A 19,013-nucleotide genomic window follows, 5' to 3' on the forward strand; every position below is an offset into this window, starting at 1 on the left:
ACTCGCGAGTCACTCCGTCGACAGGCGACCGGGGGTCCACTCGGCGCCGTCGAGTTCGCGGTGCGTGAACGGGACCGCGTCCTCGCCGCTGTAGCTCGCGACGAGATGGCCGTCGCCTTCGAGGTAGTACTTGTACGTCGTGAGCCCCTCAAGCCCGACCGGACCCCGGGCGTGGATCTTCCCCGTGGAGATGCCGACCTCCGCGCCGAGGCCGTAGCGGTAGCCGTCCGCGAAGCGGGTCGAGGCGTTGTGGAAGACGCTCGCGGCGTCGACGCCGGTCATGAACGTCTCGGCCGTCTCGGCGTCCTCGGTCAGGATCGACTCCGTGTGTTTCGAGCCGTGGTCGTTGACGTGGTCGATCGCGTCGTAGGCGTCGTCGACGACCTTGATCGACAGTTCGAGGTCGCCGTACTCGGTGTCCCAGTCGTCGGCGGCCGCGGGGTCGACGTCGACGACCTCGCGCGTGCGCTCGTCGCCGCGCAGTTCCACGCCGGCGTCCTCGTAGCGCGCGACGAGGTCCGGGAGGAACGCGTCGGCGACTGCCTCGTGGACGAGCAGCGTCTCGACCGCGTTACAGACGGCGGGGTACTGGACCTTCGCGTCGAAGGCAACGTCCTCCGCCATCTCCAGGTCGGCGTCGGCGTCGACGTACACGTGACAGATACCCTCGGTGTGACCGAGCACGGGGATCTGCGTGTTCTCCTGGATGTACGAGACGAACTCCGAGGAGCCGCGCGGCATCACGAGGTCGACCCGGTCGTCGAGTTCGAGGAGGCGGTCGACCTCCTCGTGGGCCTCGACGTGGGCCGCCCACCCGTCGGGGAGGTCGGGGGTGGCCTCGATGATCGTCTCGTGGAGGACGCGGTTCGACTCGCTGGCCTCGCTGCCGCCCTTGAGGACGACCGCGTTCCCGGACTTTAACGCGAGCGCGGCGATCTGAACCAGGGCGTCGGGCCGCGACTCGAACACCGTCGCGACGACTCCGATCGGCACCGCGACACGGTACAGTTCGAGGTCCTCGTCGAGCTCGCGCGCCGCGAGCGTCTCGCCGAGCGGGTCGTCCTGTTCGGCGACCGACTCGACCATCGACGCGATCTCCTCGACCTTCGTCGCGTCGAGCTTCAGGCGGTCGACCAGCGCCTGCGTGTACTCGCCGTCCGCGAGCATCGCCTCGGCCGCCTCCACGTCGACCGCGTTCGCCTCCAGTATCTCCGATTCGCGCTCGCGGATCGCGTCGGCTATCGACCGGAGCGCCTCGTCGCGGGTCGCCTCGTCGGCGTTCGCGAGCCGCAGCGCGGCGCGCTCGGCCCGCCGGGCCAGTTCGTCGGTGTCCGCTTCCACGTCTGTGGTGTGGCTCTCACTCATCGTCGTCACCCGTCTCCGGCACGAATAGCGTGCCCGTCGGCTTACCCGCTGCGATCCGCGCTAACACGTCGCGCTCGGCCGACCCGGCGATGATCGCGGGGATCCCGTGGCGGCTCACGTCGTGGGCGCCCTCCACCTTCGTGCGGATGCCGCCGAAGTCGGTCTCCGTGCCGTCGCCGACGATCTCCCGCAGCCGCTCGTAGCCGTCGTCGACGGCCTCGATCAGCTCCGCGTCGCCGTCGCGCTTCGGGTTCCCGGTGTAGACGCCGTCCACGTCGGTGAGCGTCACGAGGAGGTCGGCGTCGAGCCCGATCGCGATCGACGCCGACAGCATGTCGTTGTCGCCGATCCGGAGCTCGTCGGTCGCGACCGCGTCGTTCTCGTTGACGACGGGGACGACGCCCCACGACAGCAGCGTCTCGACGGTGTTCGTGAAGTTGTCGAACCGCTCCGGCGCGTCGAGGTCGGTCCCGGTCACGAGGATCTGCGCCACGTCCTGGTCGAACCGCTCGAAGCTCTGCGTGTAGTGACGCATCAGCAGGCCCTGGCCCACGGTCGAGAGCGCCTGGCTCTCCGCGATGGACTCGACGCCGTCCCGCGACTCGGGCCCCGTGTCGAGCCGCCCCGTCCCGGCGCCGACCGCCCCGGAGGAGACCAGCACGACCTCGGTGCCGCGCTCGCGGAGGTCCATCACGTCCGCGACCAGCTTGTCCAGCTTCACCCGGTCCAGCCGCGAGTCGTCGTCGGTCAGGGAGTTCGTTCCGGCCTTGACGATCACGCGGTCGGCCGCGGCGGCCTCCCGTCGCGCGGCCGCGACGCGGTCGGCGTCGGTCGCGCCGACCCGCTCCACGCTCGCGTCCTCAGCCATCGTCGAACGCCTCGGCGAGCTCCCGGGACCGGCGCTCGGCGGCCGCGACCGCGTCCTCGACCGCCGCGTCGGCCTCGCTGTCCCACAGCACGTCCATCCCCTCTATCGTCGTGCCGTTCGGCGAGCAGACCGCGTCGATGAGCTCGTCGACGCTGCGGTCGTCGCGCAGCACCGTCTCGGCCGCGCCCTTGAAGGTCTGAGCGGCCAGCGTCTCCGCCTGTTCGGGGTCGAGCCCGCTGTCGATCCCGCCCTGCTTCATCGCGTCGATCAGGTAGAACGCGAACGCGGGACCGCTGCCGTTGACCGCCGTCGAGACGTGCATCAGCGACTCGTCGACCTCGACGAACTCGCCGACCGCGTCGAGCATCGCGCGGACCTCGTCGGTGAGCCCCTCGTGCGTCGCGGCCGCGGCCATGTTCCCCGTCTCCGCCGCGAGGTTGGGCATGATCCGGACGACGGAGGCGTCGGTGCGCGCCGCGACGAACTCGCGGGGGAGCCCCGCCGCCAGCGTCACCAGCTGCTGGTCCCCGCGGAGGTCGAGGTCGTCGAGGACCGCGGGCGCCACGTCCGGCTTCACCGCGAGGACGACGATGTCGGCGTCGCGCGCCGCCGCCACGTCCTCGGTCGTCCCGTCGACGGCGTCCTCGATCGCGGCGAGCGCCTCGGGATCGAGGTCGATCGCCGTCAGGTGGTACCCATCAACGCGGGCGAGCCCCCTGAGCAGGGCACCCCCCATGTTCCCGCAGCCGATAACGCTCACTCGAGTCATTTGGCCCTACGGAATCGTCGGGCGGACATACCAACTGCGGTTTTCGCAATTTTCCGGGAACGGTCGATTCCGTTCCCTTCGCGGCCGCTTACACCAGATCCGCGTACAGCGATCGGTAGCGGTCGGCGATCGCGTCGAGCGAGAAGGCCTCGCTTCGCTCGGCGGCCCGCGCGCCGAGTTCCGCCCGGCGGTCGGCGTCGCGGAGCGCGTCGATGGCCTCGACGAACCCCTCGACGTTGTCCCCGCGAGCGTCGGCCGCGGCGTGCGCCCCGTCGTCCGCGTCGCCGACCTTCAGGCACTCCTCGCCGTCGTCCAGCCACGAGAACGTCTCGATGTCGCGCACGACGAGCGGCTTGCCGGCGGACATCGCCTCCAGCAGCGCGATCCCCTCGTTCTCCTCGTGGGTCGGGAAACAGAACACGTCGCCCGCGGCGTACGCGCCGCGGATGTCGTCGACGAACCCCGTGAACGTACAGTTCCTGGGCGCCTCGTCGACGAGCCGCTTCGTCTCGCGGCCCTTCAGCGACCGGTCGATGGGGCCGAACCAGACGAAGTCGACGTCCGGCATCCGGTGGGCCGTCTCGACGAACGTCTCTAACCCCTTCCGCTTGATCACGTGGCCGACCATGAACACCGTCGGCGGGTCCAGGTCGTAGCGGTCGCGGTACTCGGCCTCAAGCGACTCGAACCCGTCGAGCTTCCCGCGGTCGACGCCGTTGGAGACGACGGTCGTCGGCGCGTCGGTGTACTCCTCGATCACCGCTCGGTTGTACTCGGAGGGGCAGATCAGCCGGTCGGCGAGCCCGTACGCGCGCCGGAGGTACGGCCTCAGCGGCCGCGCGAGCGCGTTCGTGAACCGGAAGCTGTCGCCGAAGTCCTCCGCGGTGACGTGGGTGTGCGCGACGACGGGGACGCCCGCCTTCCGGGCGCGGCGCGCGTACCAGACCGAGCGCGGGCCCATCAGGTTGAGGTGGAGCACGTCGGCGTCGAGCGTCGGCTCCGTCGTGTAGTCGATGCCGACCCGGTCGAACATCTTGCGCTGGTGGTCGACCGAGGCCGCCACGCCGCCGGTGACGTGCTCCGCGAACTCGAAGTAGTGGCTGACCTTCATCGGCGGATCGACGGTCGCGGCCGCGCGGCGGTCGCGTCTCGGGCCCCACCCCCGTCGCTCACTCGACTTCCAGCCACGGGACCTCCATCAGCGCGGGGATGTACGTCTCGATGTGGTGCTCCCAGACGCCCTCCTCGCCGAACGCCTCGCCGTGGTCGGCGGTGACGACCACGTCGCCGTCGAGCTCGTCGACGAGCTCCGAGACGCTCTCTAAGGCGATCCGGAGGTTCTCCTCGTACATCGACAGCGCGGTCACGCGCGTGCCGTCCTTGACGAGGTCCTTCGGGTCGAGTTCGAGCCACAGGCCCGCCTTCTGGGCGAACTCGCTGTCGTCGAGCCGGCTCTCGATCTTCGGCCGGACGGAGTCGCTGAGCGAGGAGAGCAGCCCGCCGTCGTCCTCGCTCCCATCGTTTTCCTCCGCTTCCCCCTGCTCTCTGATCCCCTTCTGGATCTGCTTGAGCTTCTGCCCCTTCCCGCGCGAGAGGTAGGGCGCGTGCGGCTGCATGTAGTGGAGTACGGTGCGGTCGGCGCGCTCGACGGCGTCTTGGTTGCGGTGGAACGCGTCAGCGAGCCCCTCCGGCGGGACGGTGCCGAGGTCGTCGTCCCAGTCGGTCTTCCACACGTCGTGGATGTCGCTGATGTGCTCGGAGGCGGTCCACTCGTAGTCGCAGCTGGCGCCCCACTTCAGCTCGTTCAGCGGGATCCCCAGGTCGTTGATGAAGGGGTTCCCGGAGAAGTACGCGATGTCGTGGTCGTCGGTGAACGTGCGGTAGGCCCACTCGGGCGTCGACGAGCCGACGCTGCGCCGCTTCTCGAGCGTGCCGTCGAGGTACTCGTCGTACACGTCCGCGAACACGTCGTACCGGCACGCGTCGAGCACCAGACAGTAATCCCACTCCGACTCGAGGAACCGCTGATCTTCCATTAGGTGGGCCGTCGGCCCGGCGGTACGTATGTATTCTCATTCTCGCCCCCGGACCGGCGGTCCGCGAGCGTGGCCGGGGCTCAGAGACGCCACGCGCCGGCGGGCGCGAAGCAGACGTTTCAAGTTCGCTACCGCCCCACCCAGTCTATGGACGGCCCACAACGGCGCGCGCTCATCCTCGGTGCGGGCGGCGCCGTCCTCCTCCTCGCGGTGCTTTTCGTCGTCGTCGGCGTCGACCGCATCGTCGACGCGCTCGCGGCCGCCGACCCGGGCCTCGTCGCCGTGACGCTCGGCCTCGGGCTCTGCTGGCTCGCGGCCTGGAGCCTCATGCTCCGCGCCGTGCTGGGCGCCCTCGACGTCGAGATGTCCGTCCGGACCGCGTTCCTCGTGTACAGCGGCGCCGCCTTCGCGAACAACGTCACCCCGTTCGGCCAGGCGGGCGGCGAGCCGGTCGCCGCGGCGCTCATCTCGAAGGTGGGCGAGGCGCGGTACGAGACGGGGCTCGTCGGCATCGCGAGCGTCGACGTGCTCAACGTCGTCCCCTCCGTCTCGCTCGTGTTCCTCGGCGTCGGGTCGTACGCGGCCACCACGGCGGTCGGCGACCGCGTCGGGTTCGCCGTCGCGAGCGCGGTCGCGCTGATCGCCGCCATCGTCTCGGCCATCGCGTTCGTCTGGCGCTACCGCGTCGCGGTCGTCGACCGCGTCCCGGGCGCCGTCGGCCCGTTCCTCGGGCGCTTCGACCGCTTCGACGCCGAGACGATAGAGGCCGGCCTCGCCGACCGGCTCGGCAACTTCTTCGCCGACATCGAGCGCGTCGGCACCGACCGGCCGCGCCTCCTCGGGATCGTCGCGCTCTCGCTGCTCGGCTGGCTCTTCCAGGCCGCCGCGCTCACCGCCGCGTTCGCCGCGGTCGGCCACCCGATCTCGCCGGTGATCCCGGTCTTCGTCGTCCCGCTGTCGTACGTCGCGGGCGCGACACCGCTCCCCGGCGGGCTGGGCGGCATCGAGGCCGCGCTCGTCGGCCTGCTCGTCCCGACGACCGGCGTCGCCGCCTCCGCGATCACCGCCGCAGTCCTCGTCTTCCGCGGCGCCGTCTACTGGGTGCCGATGGTGATCGGGGGCGCCTCCGCGTCCGCGCTGGGCGTGAAGGCGTTCGAGTAGCGCACCGCGTCAGGACCGCTCACCTCGCCCCCGCAGCGACGCGCCGAGCGCGTACGCCGCGCTCCCGAGCGTATCGCCGCCGCTGACTTTCGCTCGCGGGGACGCGGAGACGGCCGTCCACGAGGCCGCGGATACGATCCGGCCGATCCCTCAGATACCATTATCTCCTGAAAGGGCGTATAAGTGGCATGAACGGGAGGAAAACAACGGAAAACGGCATCGATCGGCGCACCGTCCTGCGGCGCGGGGCGCTCGTCTCGGCCGCGCTCGGACTCGGCGTCGCGGCGGGCGGCGGCGGGGTGGCGGCGTCGAAGCGACCAGAGTTGGTCGAAGCGATCGCGGTCGAGAGCGGCCTCTCGCCGCGGGACGCGGCCCGCGGGCTCGACGCGATCACCGGCGCGGTCACCGCCGCGTTACGGCGGGGAGACAGCGCCCGGGTCGAGGACTTCGGGCGGTTCAGTATCTCGAAGCGCAGCGCTCGGACCGGGCGAAACCCGCGGTCGGACCGAGGCGGCGACGGCTCGCCGGTGACGTTCGACCCGTGTCCGGCGTTCGCGGCCGCGCTCGATCTCAACCCCGGCCGCGGCGACGTGGCGAGCGCCAAGTGTCGCGACGCCGACGTGCGGATCGACGCCGAGTCCGTCGCGAGCGACACCGGGCGCAGCTCCGACCAGGGGCTCGCGGCGCGCGAGGCGGCGCGGCTGCTGGACGCGCTCGTCACCGTGACGGCCGACGGCCTTCAGAGCGGGGGAACGGTCGTGGTGAGCGAGGCGTTCGGCTCGTTCAGCATCTCGAAGCGGAGCGCCAGGACGGGGCGGAACCCGCAGACCGGCAAGCGGACCGAGAGCGCGGCGAAGAACGAGGTCAAGTTCAAGGCCGGCGCCGAGCTCTCCGGGCAGGTGAACTGAGAGCGAGCGCCGCGCCGGCGCGGCGAGTCACGCCGACCCCCGCGAAGCCGCGCCGCTCAGAAGAACAGCCACAGCACGAGCAGCGCGTACAGGATCACCAGCGAGATGAGCGTGAGGCGGATGAGGATGTTGACGCTGAACACGAGCCCGTTGTAGTCGTTCTTCAGGAGCTTCACCGGCTCGGTCCGGTTGCTCTCGAACCCGACCGTCGCGGGCGCGACGTCGTCGACGGCGCGGTCGACCGCGCCCTCGATGGCGTCGATGTCGGACTCGCGCATGTTCGCCAGCTCGTGGATCGACGCGTGGGTGTCCGTCGAGAAGGGGATCACCGCGTCGAACTCCGCGCGGTACTCGTCGGCGGTCGCCCGCACGTCGGGGGTGAGCCCGTTGGTGTCGACGCCGATCCAGAGGACCTCCTGGCCGTCGACGCGCTCGACCATCGCCAGCGCGTCCTGGCCGGTCCGCGTCACGGAGAACCCGGCGGCGTAGTCCTCGACGAGGTCGGCGTCAGCGAGCCGGTCGCGGAAGTCGTCGAACGCGCGCTTCAGGCGGTCGGCCGTCGCGGAGCCGTACTGGATCTCCACGTCGGGGCCGTTCTGGATGTCGTGTCGGTGCTGGTCGATCAACAGCACCTCGTCGTGGTCGACGTCGCGCATGAACACGCCCGTGTCGTAGTCGTCGATCCCCTCGCCGTGGAGGACGATTACCTCCTTGTCCCCGATCCGGCGGCCGTGGAACCGCACGTCCGCGTAGCCGTCCCGCTCGCCGTACGACTCGGTCACGAGCCGCGAGACGCGCTCGGTCCGGTCCGGGTCCGCGACCGCGTCGAGGATCCGCTCCGCGTCCGCGGGGTTCGAGAGGTCCTCCTTGTGCGTACACGGGACGTGGAAGAAGAAGCCGGCCGCGTCCTCGGCCGCGGCGCCGCCGTCGGTCGCGGCCGGGGCCGCGGCGCGTTCCGTCCCGTCGACCCCGCGCCCCTCGTTCAGCGCCTCGATCAGGTTCCCGCTCAGCTGGCCGCCGCCGAACCCGCCGAGCGGACCGGGGTGGACCCACGGGGCCGCCACCGTGAGCCGGCTCCCGTTGTCGACGGCGAACGTCTCGACGGCCGGGCGGGCCTCGACCCCCAGGTCGAGCGACTCGCGGTCGTTCCGGAGGAGGCCGGAGGTGAGCGCGAACGCGGAGACGTCGGTGTTGCTCTTGATCAGGTAGTCGACGACGACGAGGACCAGCACGAGGAAGCCCGCCGCGATGAGCAGCGAGGCGAACGCGAACACGTGCCGGTACGTCGAGAAGCCGAGCTCGCTCCCGCCCAGCGCGTAGAAGGCGGCGATGAGCGCCGCCGGCTCGGCGAGCGAGACGAGCAGGATCCGGTCGGAGCGGTCGATCCCCGTCGAGACGACGAGCACCAGGATGTTGATCAGGTACAGCGTGATGAAGCTGAGCCAGATGATGCTCCAGGCGTTCCCGACGTTGTCCGCCCCGGAGAGAACCAGCGCGTAGACGAACAGGACGAACTGCGAGGTGAGCGCGAGGAAGTAGCTCCACGACCGCGGATAGCCGTCGAGCACGCGAGGGAACAGCTCGGCCGCGACCACGAACGGGATCAGGAAGATGAGGGCGGCGACGGGGACGATCCGAGACGGGTCCGGCGCGAACGGCGTGAAGAGCCAGATGCCCCCGAACGTGCCCACCCCGTAGACGGCGCTGAGCACGACGAGCGCGGCCGCCTGGATCCGGAGGGGCGGCACCGAGAAGACGAACCGCTGGAAGGCGTCGACGTTGTCCGCGCCCATCTACGCCGTCACCCCGTATATCGATTCGAGCTCGTCGACGGTCTGTTCCACGGAGAACCGCTCGACCGCGTCGCGGGTGTCCCGGTCGCCGTCGAGGCAGTCGCGGACCGCGCGTTCCATGTCGTCGAGGTCGCCGAATGCGAAGCGCGCCCCGTTCTCGGGGCCGATCGTCTCGTCGAACGGCGCCACGTCCGCGGCGGCGACCGGCGTGCCGCAGGCGTTCGCCTCCAGCGTCGAGAGCCCGAGCGTGTCGCAGGTCGACGCCGTGACGAACACGTCGAGGGCGGCGTAGAAGTCGGGGAGATCCTCGCGCGGCAGGAAGTCGTGGAACCGGACGTTCCCCGGCGCGTCGGCCTCCAGATCCGCGCGGACCGGCCCCTCGCCGACGAGTTCGAACCGCACCTCGGGCAGCCGGTCCGCGAGCCGGAGGATCTCGTCGACGTTCTTCTTGCGGGTCATCCGGCCGCTGTACCCGACGACCGGCGCGTCGACGGCCGTCGGCCCGCCGTCGGTCGCCGTCGCGGTCACGCGGGCGTTCTCTCGCGGCCGGAACCGGTCCATCTCGATCCCGACCGGGAGCCGGTACGGCTCCACGTCCCGTCGGATCCGCGAGGTGGAGGCCGTGACGCAGTCGAACGCGTTGAGGAAGCGGTTCTCGTAGGCGACGTACGCCCGCCCGACGAGCGAGGCGAGCCGCTCCGACTTGAGCCCCTGGACGAAGTAGTCCTCGACGGGGGTGTGGTGCGTGTACACGGAGGTCGCGCCGTACCGCTTCGCGTACCGGAGGCCCATCAGCCCGGTCGACGCCGGGCCGTGGCAGTGGACCACGTCGAGGTCGGGGAGCGACGACAGGCGGCGGAACGTGGGGAGGCGGTACTGACGGTAGAAGGGGTTCGGCAGCGACGGCACCGGAATCTCGTGGTCGTCCGGCTCGTGGCTGCTCTCCGGATACACCACGTAGACGTCGTGTCCCCGGGATTCGAGCCGGTCGCGCCACGACTGGATGGTGTAGGTGACGCCGTCGATACCGGGGAAGTAGCTGTCGGTGAAGAAGCCGATGTTCATGGTCGCGTCTGACGGTTGGGGGGTTGCCGGCGGCCGGAACCGCCGCGGAGGGGCCGACCGGCGGGGGACGCGCCGGTCGGGGCGGGGCTCGGCTCGTCGTCCGCGCCGACGGCTACTGCGAGTACCACGGTCATTCGCCGACTTCACTACCGGACCGCTTCAACATTTTCATTTCCCGAGCCGACTCGGCTGGGCGGGCGACGCGGGCGAACACCCCGGGCCCGCCCGCCGGACCCGCCCCGCCGGACCCCACTCGCTTAATCCCCGGGCGCCCGAACCGCCGACCATGATACCGACCGATCGCATGGCGGCCGTCGACGCCAACGCGGCGGCGCTCGGCGTGCCGCGCAAGCAGCTGATGGAGTCGTCCGGCAACGCGGTCGCCCGCGAGGTGCGGGCCGTCGCGGACCCGGGCGCGACCGTCGCGCTCGTCTGCGGCCGCGGGAACAACGGCGGCGACGCCCTCGTCGCGGCGCGGTTCCTGAAGGGGTACGCCGTCCGGGTCCACCTGCTCGGCCGCACCGAGACGATCCGGACCGACATCGCGCGGGAAAACTGGGCGGCGCTCGAGAACGCGGAGATTCCTCGGGAGACGGTAACCGACTCGCGCGATCTCGACCTCGGTGCGCCCGACGGCGACGACCCCGACGTGATCGTCGACGCGATGCTCGGGTCCGGGATATCCGGCGGGCTCCGCGAACCGGAGCGGACCGCGGCCGCCGCGATCAACGCGAGCGACGCGACGGTGATCGCGGTCGACGTGCCCTCCGGGATCGACGCCGACACGGGCGACCCGACGGGAGGACCGGACGCGGTCGCCGTCGACGCCGACCGCGTGGTGACGTTCCACGACGAGAAGCCCGGGCTGGCCGCGCTCGACGCCGCGGTCACGGTCGCCGACATCGGGATCCCGGCCGCCGCGGAGCGGTACACGGGCCCGGGGGACCTCCTCGGCCTCGACCGCGACCCCGACTCCCACAAGGGCGACAACGGCGAGGTGCTGGTGGTCGGCGGCGGCCCGTACACCGGCGCGCCGACGCTGTCCGCGCTCGCCGCCCTCCGCGCGGGCGCGGACCTCGTGCGGGTGGCGTGTCCGGAATCGGTCGCGGACGCGGTCCAGGGCTTCTCGCCGAACCTCATCGTCCGGCCGCTCCCCGGCGACCGGGTCGGCCCGGCGCACGCGGACCGGGTCGCGTCGCTCGCGGCCGAGAACGACGCCGTCGTCCTCGGTCCCGGACTGGGTGACGGCGACGGGACCCGCGAGTTCGTCCGCGAGTTCCTGACGGCCTACGACGGGCGGGCGGTCGTCGACGCCGACGCGCTCCGGGTCGTCCCCGAGGTCGACACGGACGCCGACCTGATCTGTACCCCGCATCAGGGCGAACTGGTCGACATGGGCGGCGAGACGGCGGCCGACTCCGACGAGCGAGCCGAACTGGTCCGGGAGTTCGCCGCCGACCTCGCCCACGTCCTGCTCGTGAAGGGCGCGGTCGACGTGATCGCCGACGCCGACGACCTGCGGCTGAACCGCACCGGCAACCCCGGGATGACCGTCGGCGGGACCGGCGACGTGCTTGCGGGGACGGTCGGCGCGCTCGCGGCCGTCGCGGACCCGTTCCGAGCGGCCGCGGTCGGCGCGTACGTCGTCGGGCGCGCCGGGGACGCAGCGGCCGACGCGAACGGCGCCGGCCTGGTGGCGACGGACTTACCCGACCGGCTGCCGGAGGCGATGCGTAATGAGTGACGACGGACCCGGCGACGGCGCGGCGGGCGACGGAGCGAGCGCGGACCCCGCCGGCGCGGACGCGCTGACCCACACCGACGACGCGGGCGACGTCCAGATGGTCGACGTGGGCGCGAAGCCCGACAGCAGGCGCCGCGCGGTCGCCTGCGGCGAGATCCGGCTGACCCCGGAGACGATCCACGCGGTCGAGGCCGACGCGGTCGAGAAGGGCGACGTGCTCGCGACCGCCCGTATCGGCGCGGTTCAGGCCGTGAAACACACCTGGGAGACGATCCCGATGTGCCACCAGATCCCGATCACGAACGTCGACACCGAGTTCGCGGTCGGCGACGACCGGATCGAACTCACCGTCGCGGTCGAGACCACCGGCAAGACGGGCTGCGAGATGGAGGCGCTGGAGGGCGTCACGACCGGCCTCAACACCGTCTGGGACATGGTGAAGGCCGCCGAGAAGGACGCCGACGGCGGGTATCCCGACACGCGGATTTCGGACGTCGAGGTCGTCGAAAAGCGGAAGGACCCGGTCGGGGAGTAGTCGCCGACTGCTGCGCGGTCGCGGGGGAGGTTCAGCGGTCGAGGAACGGCGGGATCACGACCTCGGCGCGCTTCTCGTCGCCGCGCACGACGACGCTCACTTCGGTGCCGGCGTCGGCGTACGACTCGTGGAGGTAGCCCAAGCCGATGGGCTCGTCGAGCGTCGGGCTCATCGTCCCGGAGGTGAGCTTCCCGACGCGGGTGAGGTCGCCGTCGGTGACGGCGTACCCGTTCCGGGGGACGCCGCGCTCGCGGAGGCGGACGCCGACGAACTTCTCGTCGACTCCCTCCTCCTGCTGGGCCTCCAAGGCGTCGCGCCCGACGAACTCCGTGTCGAGCTTGACGACGAAGCCGATCCGAGCCTCGTACGGCGTCCGGGGCTCGCTCTCCGGGTCGAAGTCCTGTCCGGACAGCAGGTAGCCCATCTCGGTGCGGAGCGTGTCGCGGGCGCCGAGCCCGCAGGGCTGGGCCTCCAGCGGCCCGTCGACGAACGCCGCCCAGACGGACTCGGCGGCGTCGGCCGGACACATCACTTCGAAGCCGTCCTCGCCGGTGTAGCCGGTGCGCGCGACCCAGCACTCCGTGCCGGCCACCGCCGCGACCGCCGCCTCGAACTTCGAGAGGCCGACGACCCGGTCCCGCGGCGTCGCCTCGTCGAGCGCGTCGGCCGCGTCGGGGCCCTGAACTGCGAGCATCGCCCAGTCGTCGGTGGCGTTCGCGACGGTCGCGTCGAGGCCCCACTCGTCGCGGTGCGCGGTCCAGCGGTCGTACATCTGCCCGTCGTGGCCGGCGTTCGGCACGAAGAGGTACGCGGGGTCGCCGCTCGGGGCGTCGAGGTCGCCGTCGTGGGTCGCGTCGAGGTCCGCGAGCGACGCGGCCGCCTCGCCGGCTGCGGTCCCGTCGGGGAGCCGGTAGACGACCGTGTCGTCGAGCATCACGCCCTCGTCGTCCGTGATGGCGGCGTACTGCGAGTCGCCGGGGTCGAGCGCGCGCACGTCGTTCGTGGTGAGTCGGTTCAGCAGCTCCGTCGCGTCCGGGCCGGACACCTCGATCTCGCCCATGTGCGACACGTCGAAGACGCCGACCGACTCGCGGACCGCGGCGTGTTCGGTCCGGATCGAGTCGAACTCGACGGGCATCTGCCAGCCGCCGAAGTCGGTGAACTTGGCGCCGCGCTCGTCGTGGGCTTCGTGGAGCGGAGGGAGGCGATCGGTCATACCCGCACCTCTCCGGGACGAACCTAAGGCTTTGTGACATCGGCGGTCCGCGTCGGCGGCGCCCCCCGCCGCGGTCGCGCCCGTCGTCGACTCGGCCGACAGCCTCAAGCGGTCGCCGGCCCCTCACTCCGGCGTGAGCAGCCGTCGCCCCGACCGGCCCGGTCCGCTCGCCCCCGCGGTCGCCGTGGTCGTCGCCGCGGTCCTCCTGTTCGCGCTCGTCGGGACCTGGCCGCCGTTCGTCGCGGTCGAGAGCGGCAGCATGGCGCCCGGGGTCGAGCGCGGCGACCTCGTCGTCGTGACGGCGGCCGACCGGGCGCCGTGGGGCGACCTCTCGACCGCCGCCGACCCGAACGCGCCGGCGCGGCTCGGCGAGACGGGCGACGTCGTCGTCTACACCGTCCCGGGGGCGGACGGGAGACCGGTGTTCCACCGGTTGGCGTTCGCGGTCGACGCCGGCGAGGACTGGACGGAGCGGGCCGACCCGGCGCTCCTCGCCGCTGACTGCGCGGAGCTGGCCACGTGCCCGGCGCCGTACGACGGGTACGTCACCTACGGCGACGCGAACGAGCTGTACGACCAGAGCGCGGGCATCGCGCCCGTCGTCCCCGACGAGTGGATCGCCGGGAAGGCGCTGTTCGCGGTGCCGAACCTCGGCTGGATACGGGTGGGCGTCGACGCGGCGGCCGCGCGCTACGGCGGGGTCGCGACCGGCGTCGTCCTCGTCGGCGCCGCGGGGCTCGCGGGGGGAATCGGGACGCTGTTGCTCGGACGGATCCGGTGGAAACGGCGGCGGTGAGTCGGGCGTCGATCAGTCCCGGGCGCTACCGGTGCCAGGTCGGTTCGCTCCCCGTATCGTCCGCGGCCTCGGTCGCGTCGACCTCGTCGCCGTCGAGGGTCACGGAGCCGTTCGCCGCGTTGCGGAGGGCGTCCGACCGGCCGAACTCCCCGGGCGCGATGGCGAGCGTCCGGATCCCGTAGCCGTTCGCGATCTCGACGACCGGCTTGAAGTCCGTGTCGCGGGAGGCGATCGCGAGCGTCTCCATCCGGCCCTCGGCCGCGAACCGCGCGGCGTCAACCGCGAGCTTCACGTCCACGTCGCCGCTCGTGACGATGACCTCGAAGCCGCGGGCCTCCGCGGCCTGGATCAGCCCCGGCGTCGCGTGCTCGTCGAGGTACAGTCGGGTCGTCACCAGCGGCCCCTCCACCTCGCCGGCCTGTCGCACGTCGTCTAAGTCCACGTCGAACTCCTCGCGCAGCACGTTCGGGCCGTCGACGAACAGCGCCACGCCGCCGGCGTCCGGATCCGTCTCCGCGGCCGCGCTCGCGACGCCCTCGGCGGTCGTCTCGGCTTCCGGGCCCTCGCCTCGGTCCATGGGTGGCCTTCGCCGTCGCCGGAGATAGGTATGGTGATCCGCGCGCTCGCGGTCCGCCCTCGTCAGTCGCCGGTCGTCCCCCGCGACGGTCCGTCGTCGCCCGAGTCACTCGTGATCAAGTGATCGGAATGATCGTCCGCGAATTATCGACACTCTTCGGCGAACGCCGTCGAAATTCAAGACCTTATATCGATATTACGACTTCCCTCACGTCCGTAGTGAATATACGGAGGCTTGAAGTAAGGTGTCCAGCAATAACGGGATAAGATGTCACAATCGAACGCGTACACCGTCATTTCCGCACAGAACGATCACGAATGTACCACGGTACGTGCCCATCCCCGCAACGAGACGTTCCACATCGTCGACTACGCCGACGAGGACGCCCGCGAACGGGTCGCGGACCTCCCGGTCGGGTCCGTCGTGCGGATGGAGCTGTCCCGCGCGGGTCGCCGGAGCAACGTCTGGTGCGCCGAGTCGGTCACGACGGCCCGGACCGACGGGGGAGAGCGCCGGTAAGCGGCGCCGCACTCCGCGCTCCGTCACCGGTCGGGAGCGCGCCGCTCGACTCCGCAGTCCGGTTCCCGCGGGTCCGCTTCGTCCCTCTCTTTCGCGGTTCGCCGTCCGCCTCACGGCCGTCCGCTTTCCCGATGACGACAGGTATTTGCCACCGATGCCGGTAGGGGCAGGAGATGGTCGAGACGCTGCTCGCTGTCGGTATCGTCGCCTCGGTGTTCGTCGGCTTCAACATCGGCGGCTCCTCGACCGGCATCGCGTGGGGGCCGCCGGTGGGCGCCGGCATCCTGAAGAAGACGACCGCGGCCGCGCTGATGACGGTGTTCGTGTTCCTCGGCGGGTGGACGGTGGGACGGAACGTGATGGACACGCTCAGCGGCGGGATCATCACGACCGAACTCTCGCTGTCGGCCGGCGTCGCCGTCCTGTTTTTCATCGGGCTCGGGATCCTCATCGCGAACGTCTTCGGCGTCCCGGTGCCGACCTCGATGACGACCGTGGGCGCCATCGCCGGGCTCGGGCTGGCGACTGACACGCTCAACTACGCCACGATCACCCGGATCGTCTCCTGGTGGATCGTGACGCCGATCATCGGCTTCTGGATCGGCGTCGTCATCGGTCGGTACGTCTACCCGGCCGTGAACCGGCGCGTCCGCGTCGAGAAGTCGCCCGGCCCGCTGCTCAGACTCGACCGCGACGGGGCCGTGCCGACGGTCGCGCTCGGACCCAACACGACGTACTCGGAGCTGATCAGCACGGTCGTCGTCCTGGTCATCGGCTGTTACATGGCGTTCAGCGCCGGTGCGAGCAACGTCCCGAACGCCGCCGCGCCGCTCGTCAGCGGCGTCGGCGGCCTCCCCGACGATACCGCGATCCTGCTCGCGACGCTCGCGATCGGGCTCGGCGGGTTCACGATCGCCCGCCGCACGATGGAGTCGGTCGGCGGCGAGCTCAGCGACATCCCGCTCCTCGCCGCGCTGTTCGTGATGACCACGGCCTCGACGATCACGACGGTCCTCTCGTGGATCGGCATCCCGATCAGCCTCGTCATGGGCACGGTGATGACGATCGTCGGCATCGGCTGGGGGCGGGCGACGCGCCCGGTCACGGTCCGGCAGGCGGTCACGCGCGACACCGGCGACAACGAGATCGTCACCGGCGCGATCACCGTCGGCGACACCGAGGGACGGCAGTCGTCGCCGATCGGGGAGGCGGAGCCGGCGGTGGTGTTGAACGCGGGCGACCTGTTCAACCCCCGGGCGGTCCTGAAGTACGTCTCGATGTGGATTATCGGCCCGTCGGTGTCGACCGCGCTGGCGTACGCGTTCTTCGTCCTCTTGCCGGGAGTCGCCTGACGACGCCGCGCTGACGGGAGCAGTTAGGAGGGTGCGCGGCGTAGATCGGGTATGATAGACCGCATCCTCGTGCCGATGGACGACTCGGACCACGCCGAGCGGGCCCTCGAATACGCCTTGGAGAACTTCCCGGACGCCGACGTCACCGTGGTCCACGTCGTCGGCGCGCCGTCGATGATGATGGGCGAGGCCGCGTCGCTCGCGCTCGCGGACGACTTCGAGGCGGCGGCCGCGGAGCGCGCGGAGGGCGTCTTCGAGCGCGCCCGCGCACTGGCGACCGACCGCGGCCGCGAGGTCGACACGGTCGTCGGCGTCGGCCACCCGGCGCGGAACATCGTCGACCGGGCGGAGGGGTACGACACGGTCGTGATCGGGGCCCACGGCGCGGACCGCGGGCGTGCGACGCGCCGGTTCCTCGTCGGTAACGTCGCCGAGACCGTCTCCAAGCGCGCCCCGGTGCCCGTGGTGCTCGTCCGCTGACGGAGGGCCCGGCGCGGTCGGTGGGCGGCGGCGCGATCAGTCCCGCGTGAGCCGCGGGTTCGTCACCGCGCCGTCGGCGGCCGAGGCGAAGTCGCGGCCGTACTTCGCGAGGATGCCGCCCTCGTAGGGCGGCTCGGGCGCGTCCCACGCCTCGCGGCGCGCCTCCAGCTCCTCGTCGGAGAGGTCGACGGTGAGGTCGCGCTCGGGGATGTCGACGGTGACGTGGTCGCCGTCCTCGATCAGGCCGATCGGGCCGCCGACGGCGGCCTCGGGCGCGACGTGGCCGATCATCGGGCCGCGGGTGCCGCCCGAGAAGCGGCCGTCGGTGAGCAGCGCCACGTCGTCCTCGTGGCCCGCGCCGACGACCGCGGCGGTGACGCCGAGCATCTCGCGCATCCCGGGGCCGCCGCGGGGGCCCTCGTTGCGGATGACGATCACGTCGCCGGACTCGATCCCGCCGGACTGGACGTACTCCATCGCGTCCTCCTCGTTCTCGAACACGCGGGCCGGCCCTTCGTGGTAGAACTCGTCGTCGCCGGTCACCTTCAGCACCGAGCCGTCCGGCGCGAGGTTGCCGTCGAGGATCTTGATCGCGCCCTCCTCCTCCTTCGGATCGTCGACGGGGTAGAGGAAGTCGGCCTCGATGTCCGACTCGCCCGGGAGCTCGCCGCGCTCCTCCAGCGCCGCGATCTCCTCGGCGAGGGTGTTGCCCGTCACCGTCATCGCGTCGCCGTGGAGCAGGTCCGCCTCCAGCAGGCGGCGGAGCACGACCGGCACGCCGCCGATCTCGTGGAGGTCGTTCATCACGCGCGTCCCGCCGGGCTGGAGGTCCGCGATCTTCGGCGTGCGCCGCGATATCTCGTCGAAGTCCTCGATCGAGAGGTCCACGTCGGCCTCGCCCGCCAAGGCGAGCAGGTGGAGGACGGCGTTCGTCGAGCCGCCCATCGCGGTCTGGGCCGCGATCGCGTTCTCGAACGACTCCCGCGAGAGGATGTCGGAGGGCCGGCGGTCGTTCTCGATACAGTCCATCGCCAGCTCGCCGGCGCGCTCGGCGACCGCGTAGCGCGCCTCGTCCTCGGCGGGCGGCGAGGCCGACCCGAGCGGCGCCAGCCCGAGCGCCTCCGAGAGCGACGCCATGGTGTTCGCTGTGAACATCCCGCCGCAGGAGCCCGCGCCGGGGCAGGCGTGGCGTTCCAGGTCGTCGAGCTCGTCGGCGTCCATGTCGCCCTGCGCGTACGTGCCGACGCCCTCGAACACCTGGACGATCGTCACGTCGCGGCCGTCGTGCTGCCCGGGCATGATCGAGCCGCCGTAGAGGAAGACGCTCGGCAGGTCCGTCCGGATCGCGGCCATCATCATCCCGGGGAGGTTCTTGTCGCAGCCCGCGACGGTCACGAGCGCGTCCATGCGCTCGCCGAAGGAGACCAGCTCGACGGAGTCGGCGATGACCTCCCGCGAGATGAGGCTCGCCTTCATCCCTTCCGTCCCCATCGAGATTGCGTCGCTAATGGTGATCGTTCCGAACTCGATCGGCATCCCGCCCGCGGCGTCGATGCCGTCGAGCGCGGCGTCGGCCACGTCGTCGAGGTGGACGTTACACGGCGTGATGTCGGCCGCGGGGTTCGGGACGCCGACGATGGGCGACGAGAGGTCCTCGTCGTCGAAGCCCATCGCGCGGAACATCGCGCGGTGCGGTGCCTTGTCCGGCCCCTCCGTCACCTCGCGGCTGCGCAGGTCTCCGTCCTTCTTCCCGGCGAATCGGTCCGCGTCCGCCCGGCGACGACGCCGCTCGTCGTCGTCGGACCTCGGCTGCTGTTCGCTCATACGCG

General features: G+C 71.4%; 18 protein-coding genes. 8 read left to right on the plus strand and 10 right to left on the minus strand.

What is annotated here, in order from left to right:
* Nucleotides 1-9 precede the first annotated feature (9 nt).
* The 5 genes from EXE44_RS05905 to EXE44_RS05925 form a co-directional block, all read right to left on the minus strand.
* On the minus strand, nt 10-1,365 hold the full coding sequence (locus EXE44_RS05905) for a glutamate-5-semialdehyde dehydrogenase (protein ID WP_199241185.1): 1,356 nt from the start codon (nt 1,363-1,365) through the stop codon (nt 10-12).
* Complete coding sequence (proB, locus tag EXE44_RS05910) at nt 1,358-2,233, minus strand: glutamate 5-kinase (protein WP_137716360.1); 876 nt, start codon at nt 2,231-2,233, stop codon at nt 1,358-1,360. Before proB ends, EXE44_RS05905 begins: the two co-directional genes overlap by 8 nt.
* Nucleotides 2,226-3,002 carry a pyrroline-5-carboxylate reductase gene (gene proC / locus EXE44_RS05915; protein ID WP_137716361.1) on the minus strand — a complete coding sequence of 259 codons (777 nt, stop codon included), beginning with the start codon at nt 3,000-3,002 and terminating at the stop codon, nt 2,226-2,228. Before proC ends, proB begins: the two co-directional genes overlap by 8 nt.
* Before the next feature lie 88 nt (nt 3,003-3,090).
* A complete protein-coding gene (locus EXE44_RS05920) occupies nt 3,091-4,113 on the minus strand; it encodes a glycosyltransferase family 4 protein (RefSeq protein ID WP_137716362.1) in 1,023 nt (340 codons plus the stop codon).
* A gap of 58 nt (nt 4,114-4,171) precedes the next feature.
* A complete protein-coding gene (locus tag EXE44_RS05925; protein WP_137716363.1) occupies nt 4,172-5,038 on the minus strand; it encodes a hypothetical protein in 867 nt (288 codons plus the stop codon).
* Between the two features lie 147 nt (nt 5,039-5,185).
* Here EXE44_RS05925 and EXE44_RS05930 point away from each other — a divergent pair, with 147 nt between their 5' ends.
* On the plus strand, nt 5,186-6,199 hold the full coding sequence (locus EXE44_RS05930) for a lysylphosphatidylglycerol synthase transmembrane domain-containing protein (protein ID WP_137716364.1): 1,014 nt from the start codon (nt 5,186-5,188) through the stop codon (nt 6,197-6,199).
* A gap of 188 nt (nt 6,200-6,387) precedes the next feature.
* Nucleotides 6,388-7,107, plus strand: a complete 720-nt coding sequence (locus EXE44_RS05935) for an HU family DNA-binding protein (protein ID WP_137716365.1) — start codon at nt 6,388-6,390, stop codon at nt 7,105-7,107.
* 56 nt (nt 7,108-7,163) lie between these two features.
* Here EXE44_RS05935 and EXE44_RS05940 read toward each other — a convergent pair whose 3' ends face one another.
* Entirely contained in the window at nt 7,164-8,900 is a 1,737-nt protein-coding gene (locus EXE44_RS05940; RefSeq protein WP_121562409.1) for a DUF2070 family protein, read from the minus strand.
* Nucleotides 8,901-9,965, minus strand: coding sequence for a glycosyltransferase (locus EXE44_RS05945; protein ID WP_137716366.1), 1,065 nt, complete (start codon nt 9,963-9,965; stop codon nt 8,901-8,903). It lies immediately after the preceding gene.
* Between the two features lie 286 nt (nt 9,966-10,251).
* Here EXE44_RS05945 and EXE44_RS05950 point away from each other — a divergent pair, with 286 nt between their 5' ends.
* Nucleotides 10,252-11,709, plus strand: coding sequence for an NAD(P)H-hydrate dehydratase (locus EXE44_RS05950; RefSeq protein WP_137716367.1), 1,458 nt, complete (start codon nt 10,252-10,254; stop codon nt 11,707-11,709).
* Complete coding sequence (moaC, locus tag EXE44_RS05955; RefSeq protein WP_137716368.1) at nt 11,702-12,244, plus strand: cyclic pyranopterin monophosphate synthase MoaC; 543 nt, start codon at nt 11,702-11,704, stop codon at nt 12,242-12,244. The genes EXE44_RS05950 and moaC overlap by 8 nt, the downstream gene beginning before the upstream one ends.
* Nucleotides 12,245-12,275: 31 nt before the next feature.
* On the opposite strand, the gene EXE44_RS05960 is transcribed toward moaC, so the two are convergent.
* Nucleotides 12,276-13,460, minus strand: coding sequence for a glycine cleavage system aminomethyltransferase GcvT (locus tag EXE44_RS05960; protein WP_137716369.1), 1,185 nt, complete (start codon nt 13,458-13,460; stop codon nt 12,276-12,278).
* 133 nt (nt 13,461-13,593) lie between these two features.
* On the opposite strand from EXE44_RS05960, the gene EXE44_RS05965 reads away from it, so the two are divergent.
* Nucleotides 13,594-14,256 (plus strand): S26 family signal peptidase, encoded by a 663-nt coding sequence (locus EXE44_RS05965; RefSeq protein WP_137716370.1) that lies wholly within the window; start codon nt 13,594-13,596, stop codon nt 14,254-14,256.
* A gap of 25 nt (nt 14,257-14,281) precedes the next feature.
* Here the strand turns inward: EXE44_RS05965 and EXE44_RS05970 are convergent, their stop codons facing one another.
* Nucleotides 14,282-14,833 carry an NYN domain-containing protein gene (locus EXE44_RS05970; RefSeq protein ID WP_137716371.1) on the minus strand — a complete coding sequence of 184 codons (552 nt, stop codon included), beginning with the start codon at nt 14,831-14,833 and terminating at the stop codon, nt 14,282-14,284.
* Nucleotides 14,834-15,100: 267 nt separating this feature from the next.
* Here EXE44_RS05970 and EXE44_RS05975 point away from each other — a divergent pair, with 267 nt between their 5' ends.
* The 3 genes from EXE44_RS05975 to EXE44_RS05985 all read left to right on the plus strand — a co-directional run bounded on the left by EXE44_RS05975 (nt 15,101) and on the right by EXE44_RS05985 (nt 17,184).
* Nucleotides 15,101-15,352 (plus strand): hypothetical protein, encoded by a 252-nt coding sequence (locus EXE44_RS05975; protein WP_053771262.1) that lies wholly within the window; start codon nt 15,101-15,103, stop codon nt 15,350-15,352.
* A 173-nt stretch (nt 15,353-15,525) separates the two neighbouring features.
* Complete coding sequence (locus EXE44_RS05980; RefSeq protein ID WP_137716372.1) at nt 15,526-16,704, plus strand: inorganic phosphate transporter; 1,179 nt, start codon at nt 15,526-15,528, stop codon at nt 16,702-16,704.
* A 51-nt stretch (nt 16,705-16,755) separates the two neighbouring features.
* Nucleotides 16,756-17,184, plus strand: coding sequence for a universal stress protein (locus EXE44_RS05985; protein ID WP_053771260.1), 429 nt, complete (start codon nt 16,756-16,758; stop codon nt 17,182-17,184).
* Between the two features lie 36 nt (nt 17,185-17,220).
* On the opposite strand, the gene ilvD is transcribed toward EXE44_RS05985, so the two are convergent.
* Complete coding sequence (gene ilvD / locus EXE44_RS05990; RefSeq protein WP_137716373.1) at nt 17,221-19,008, minus strand: dihydroxy-acid dehydratase; 1,788 nt, start codon at nt 19,006-19,008, stop codon at nt 17,221-17,223.
* Between the last annotated feature and the right edge of the window lie 5 nt (nt 19,009-19,013).

It is taken from the genome of Halorubrum sp. SS7 (assembly GCF_005435055.1).
Classification (GTDB): domain Archaea; phylum Halobacteriota; class Halobacteria; order Halobacteriales; family Haloferacaceae; genus Halorubrum; species Halorubrum salinarum.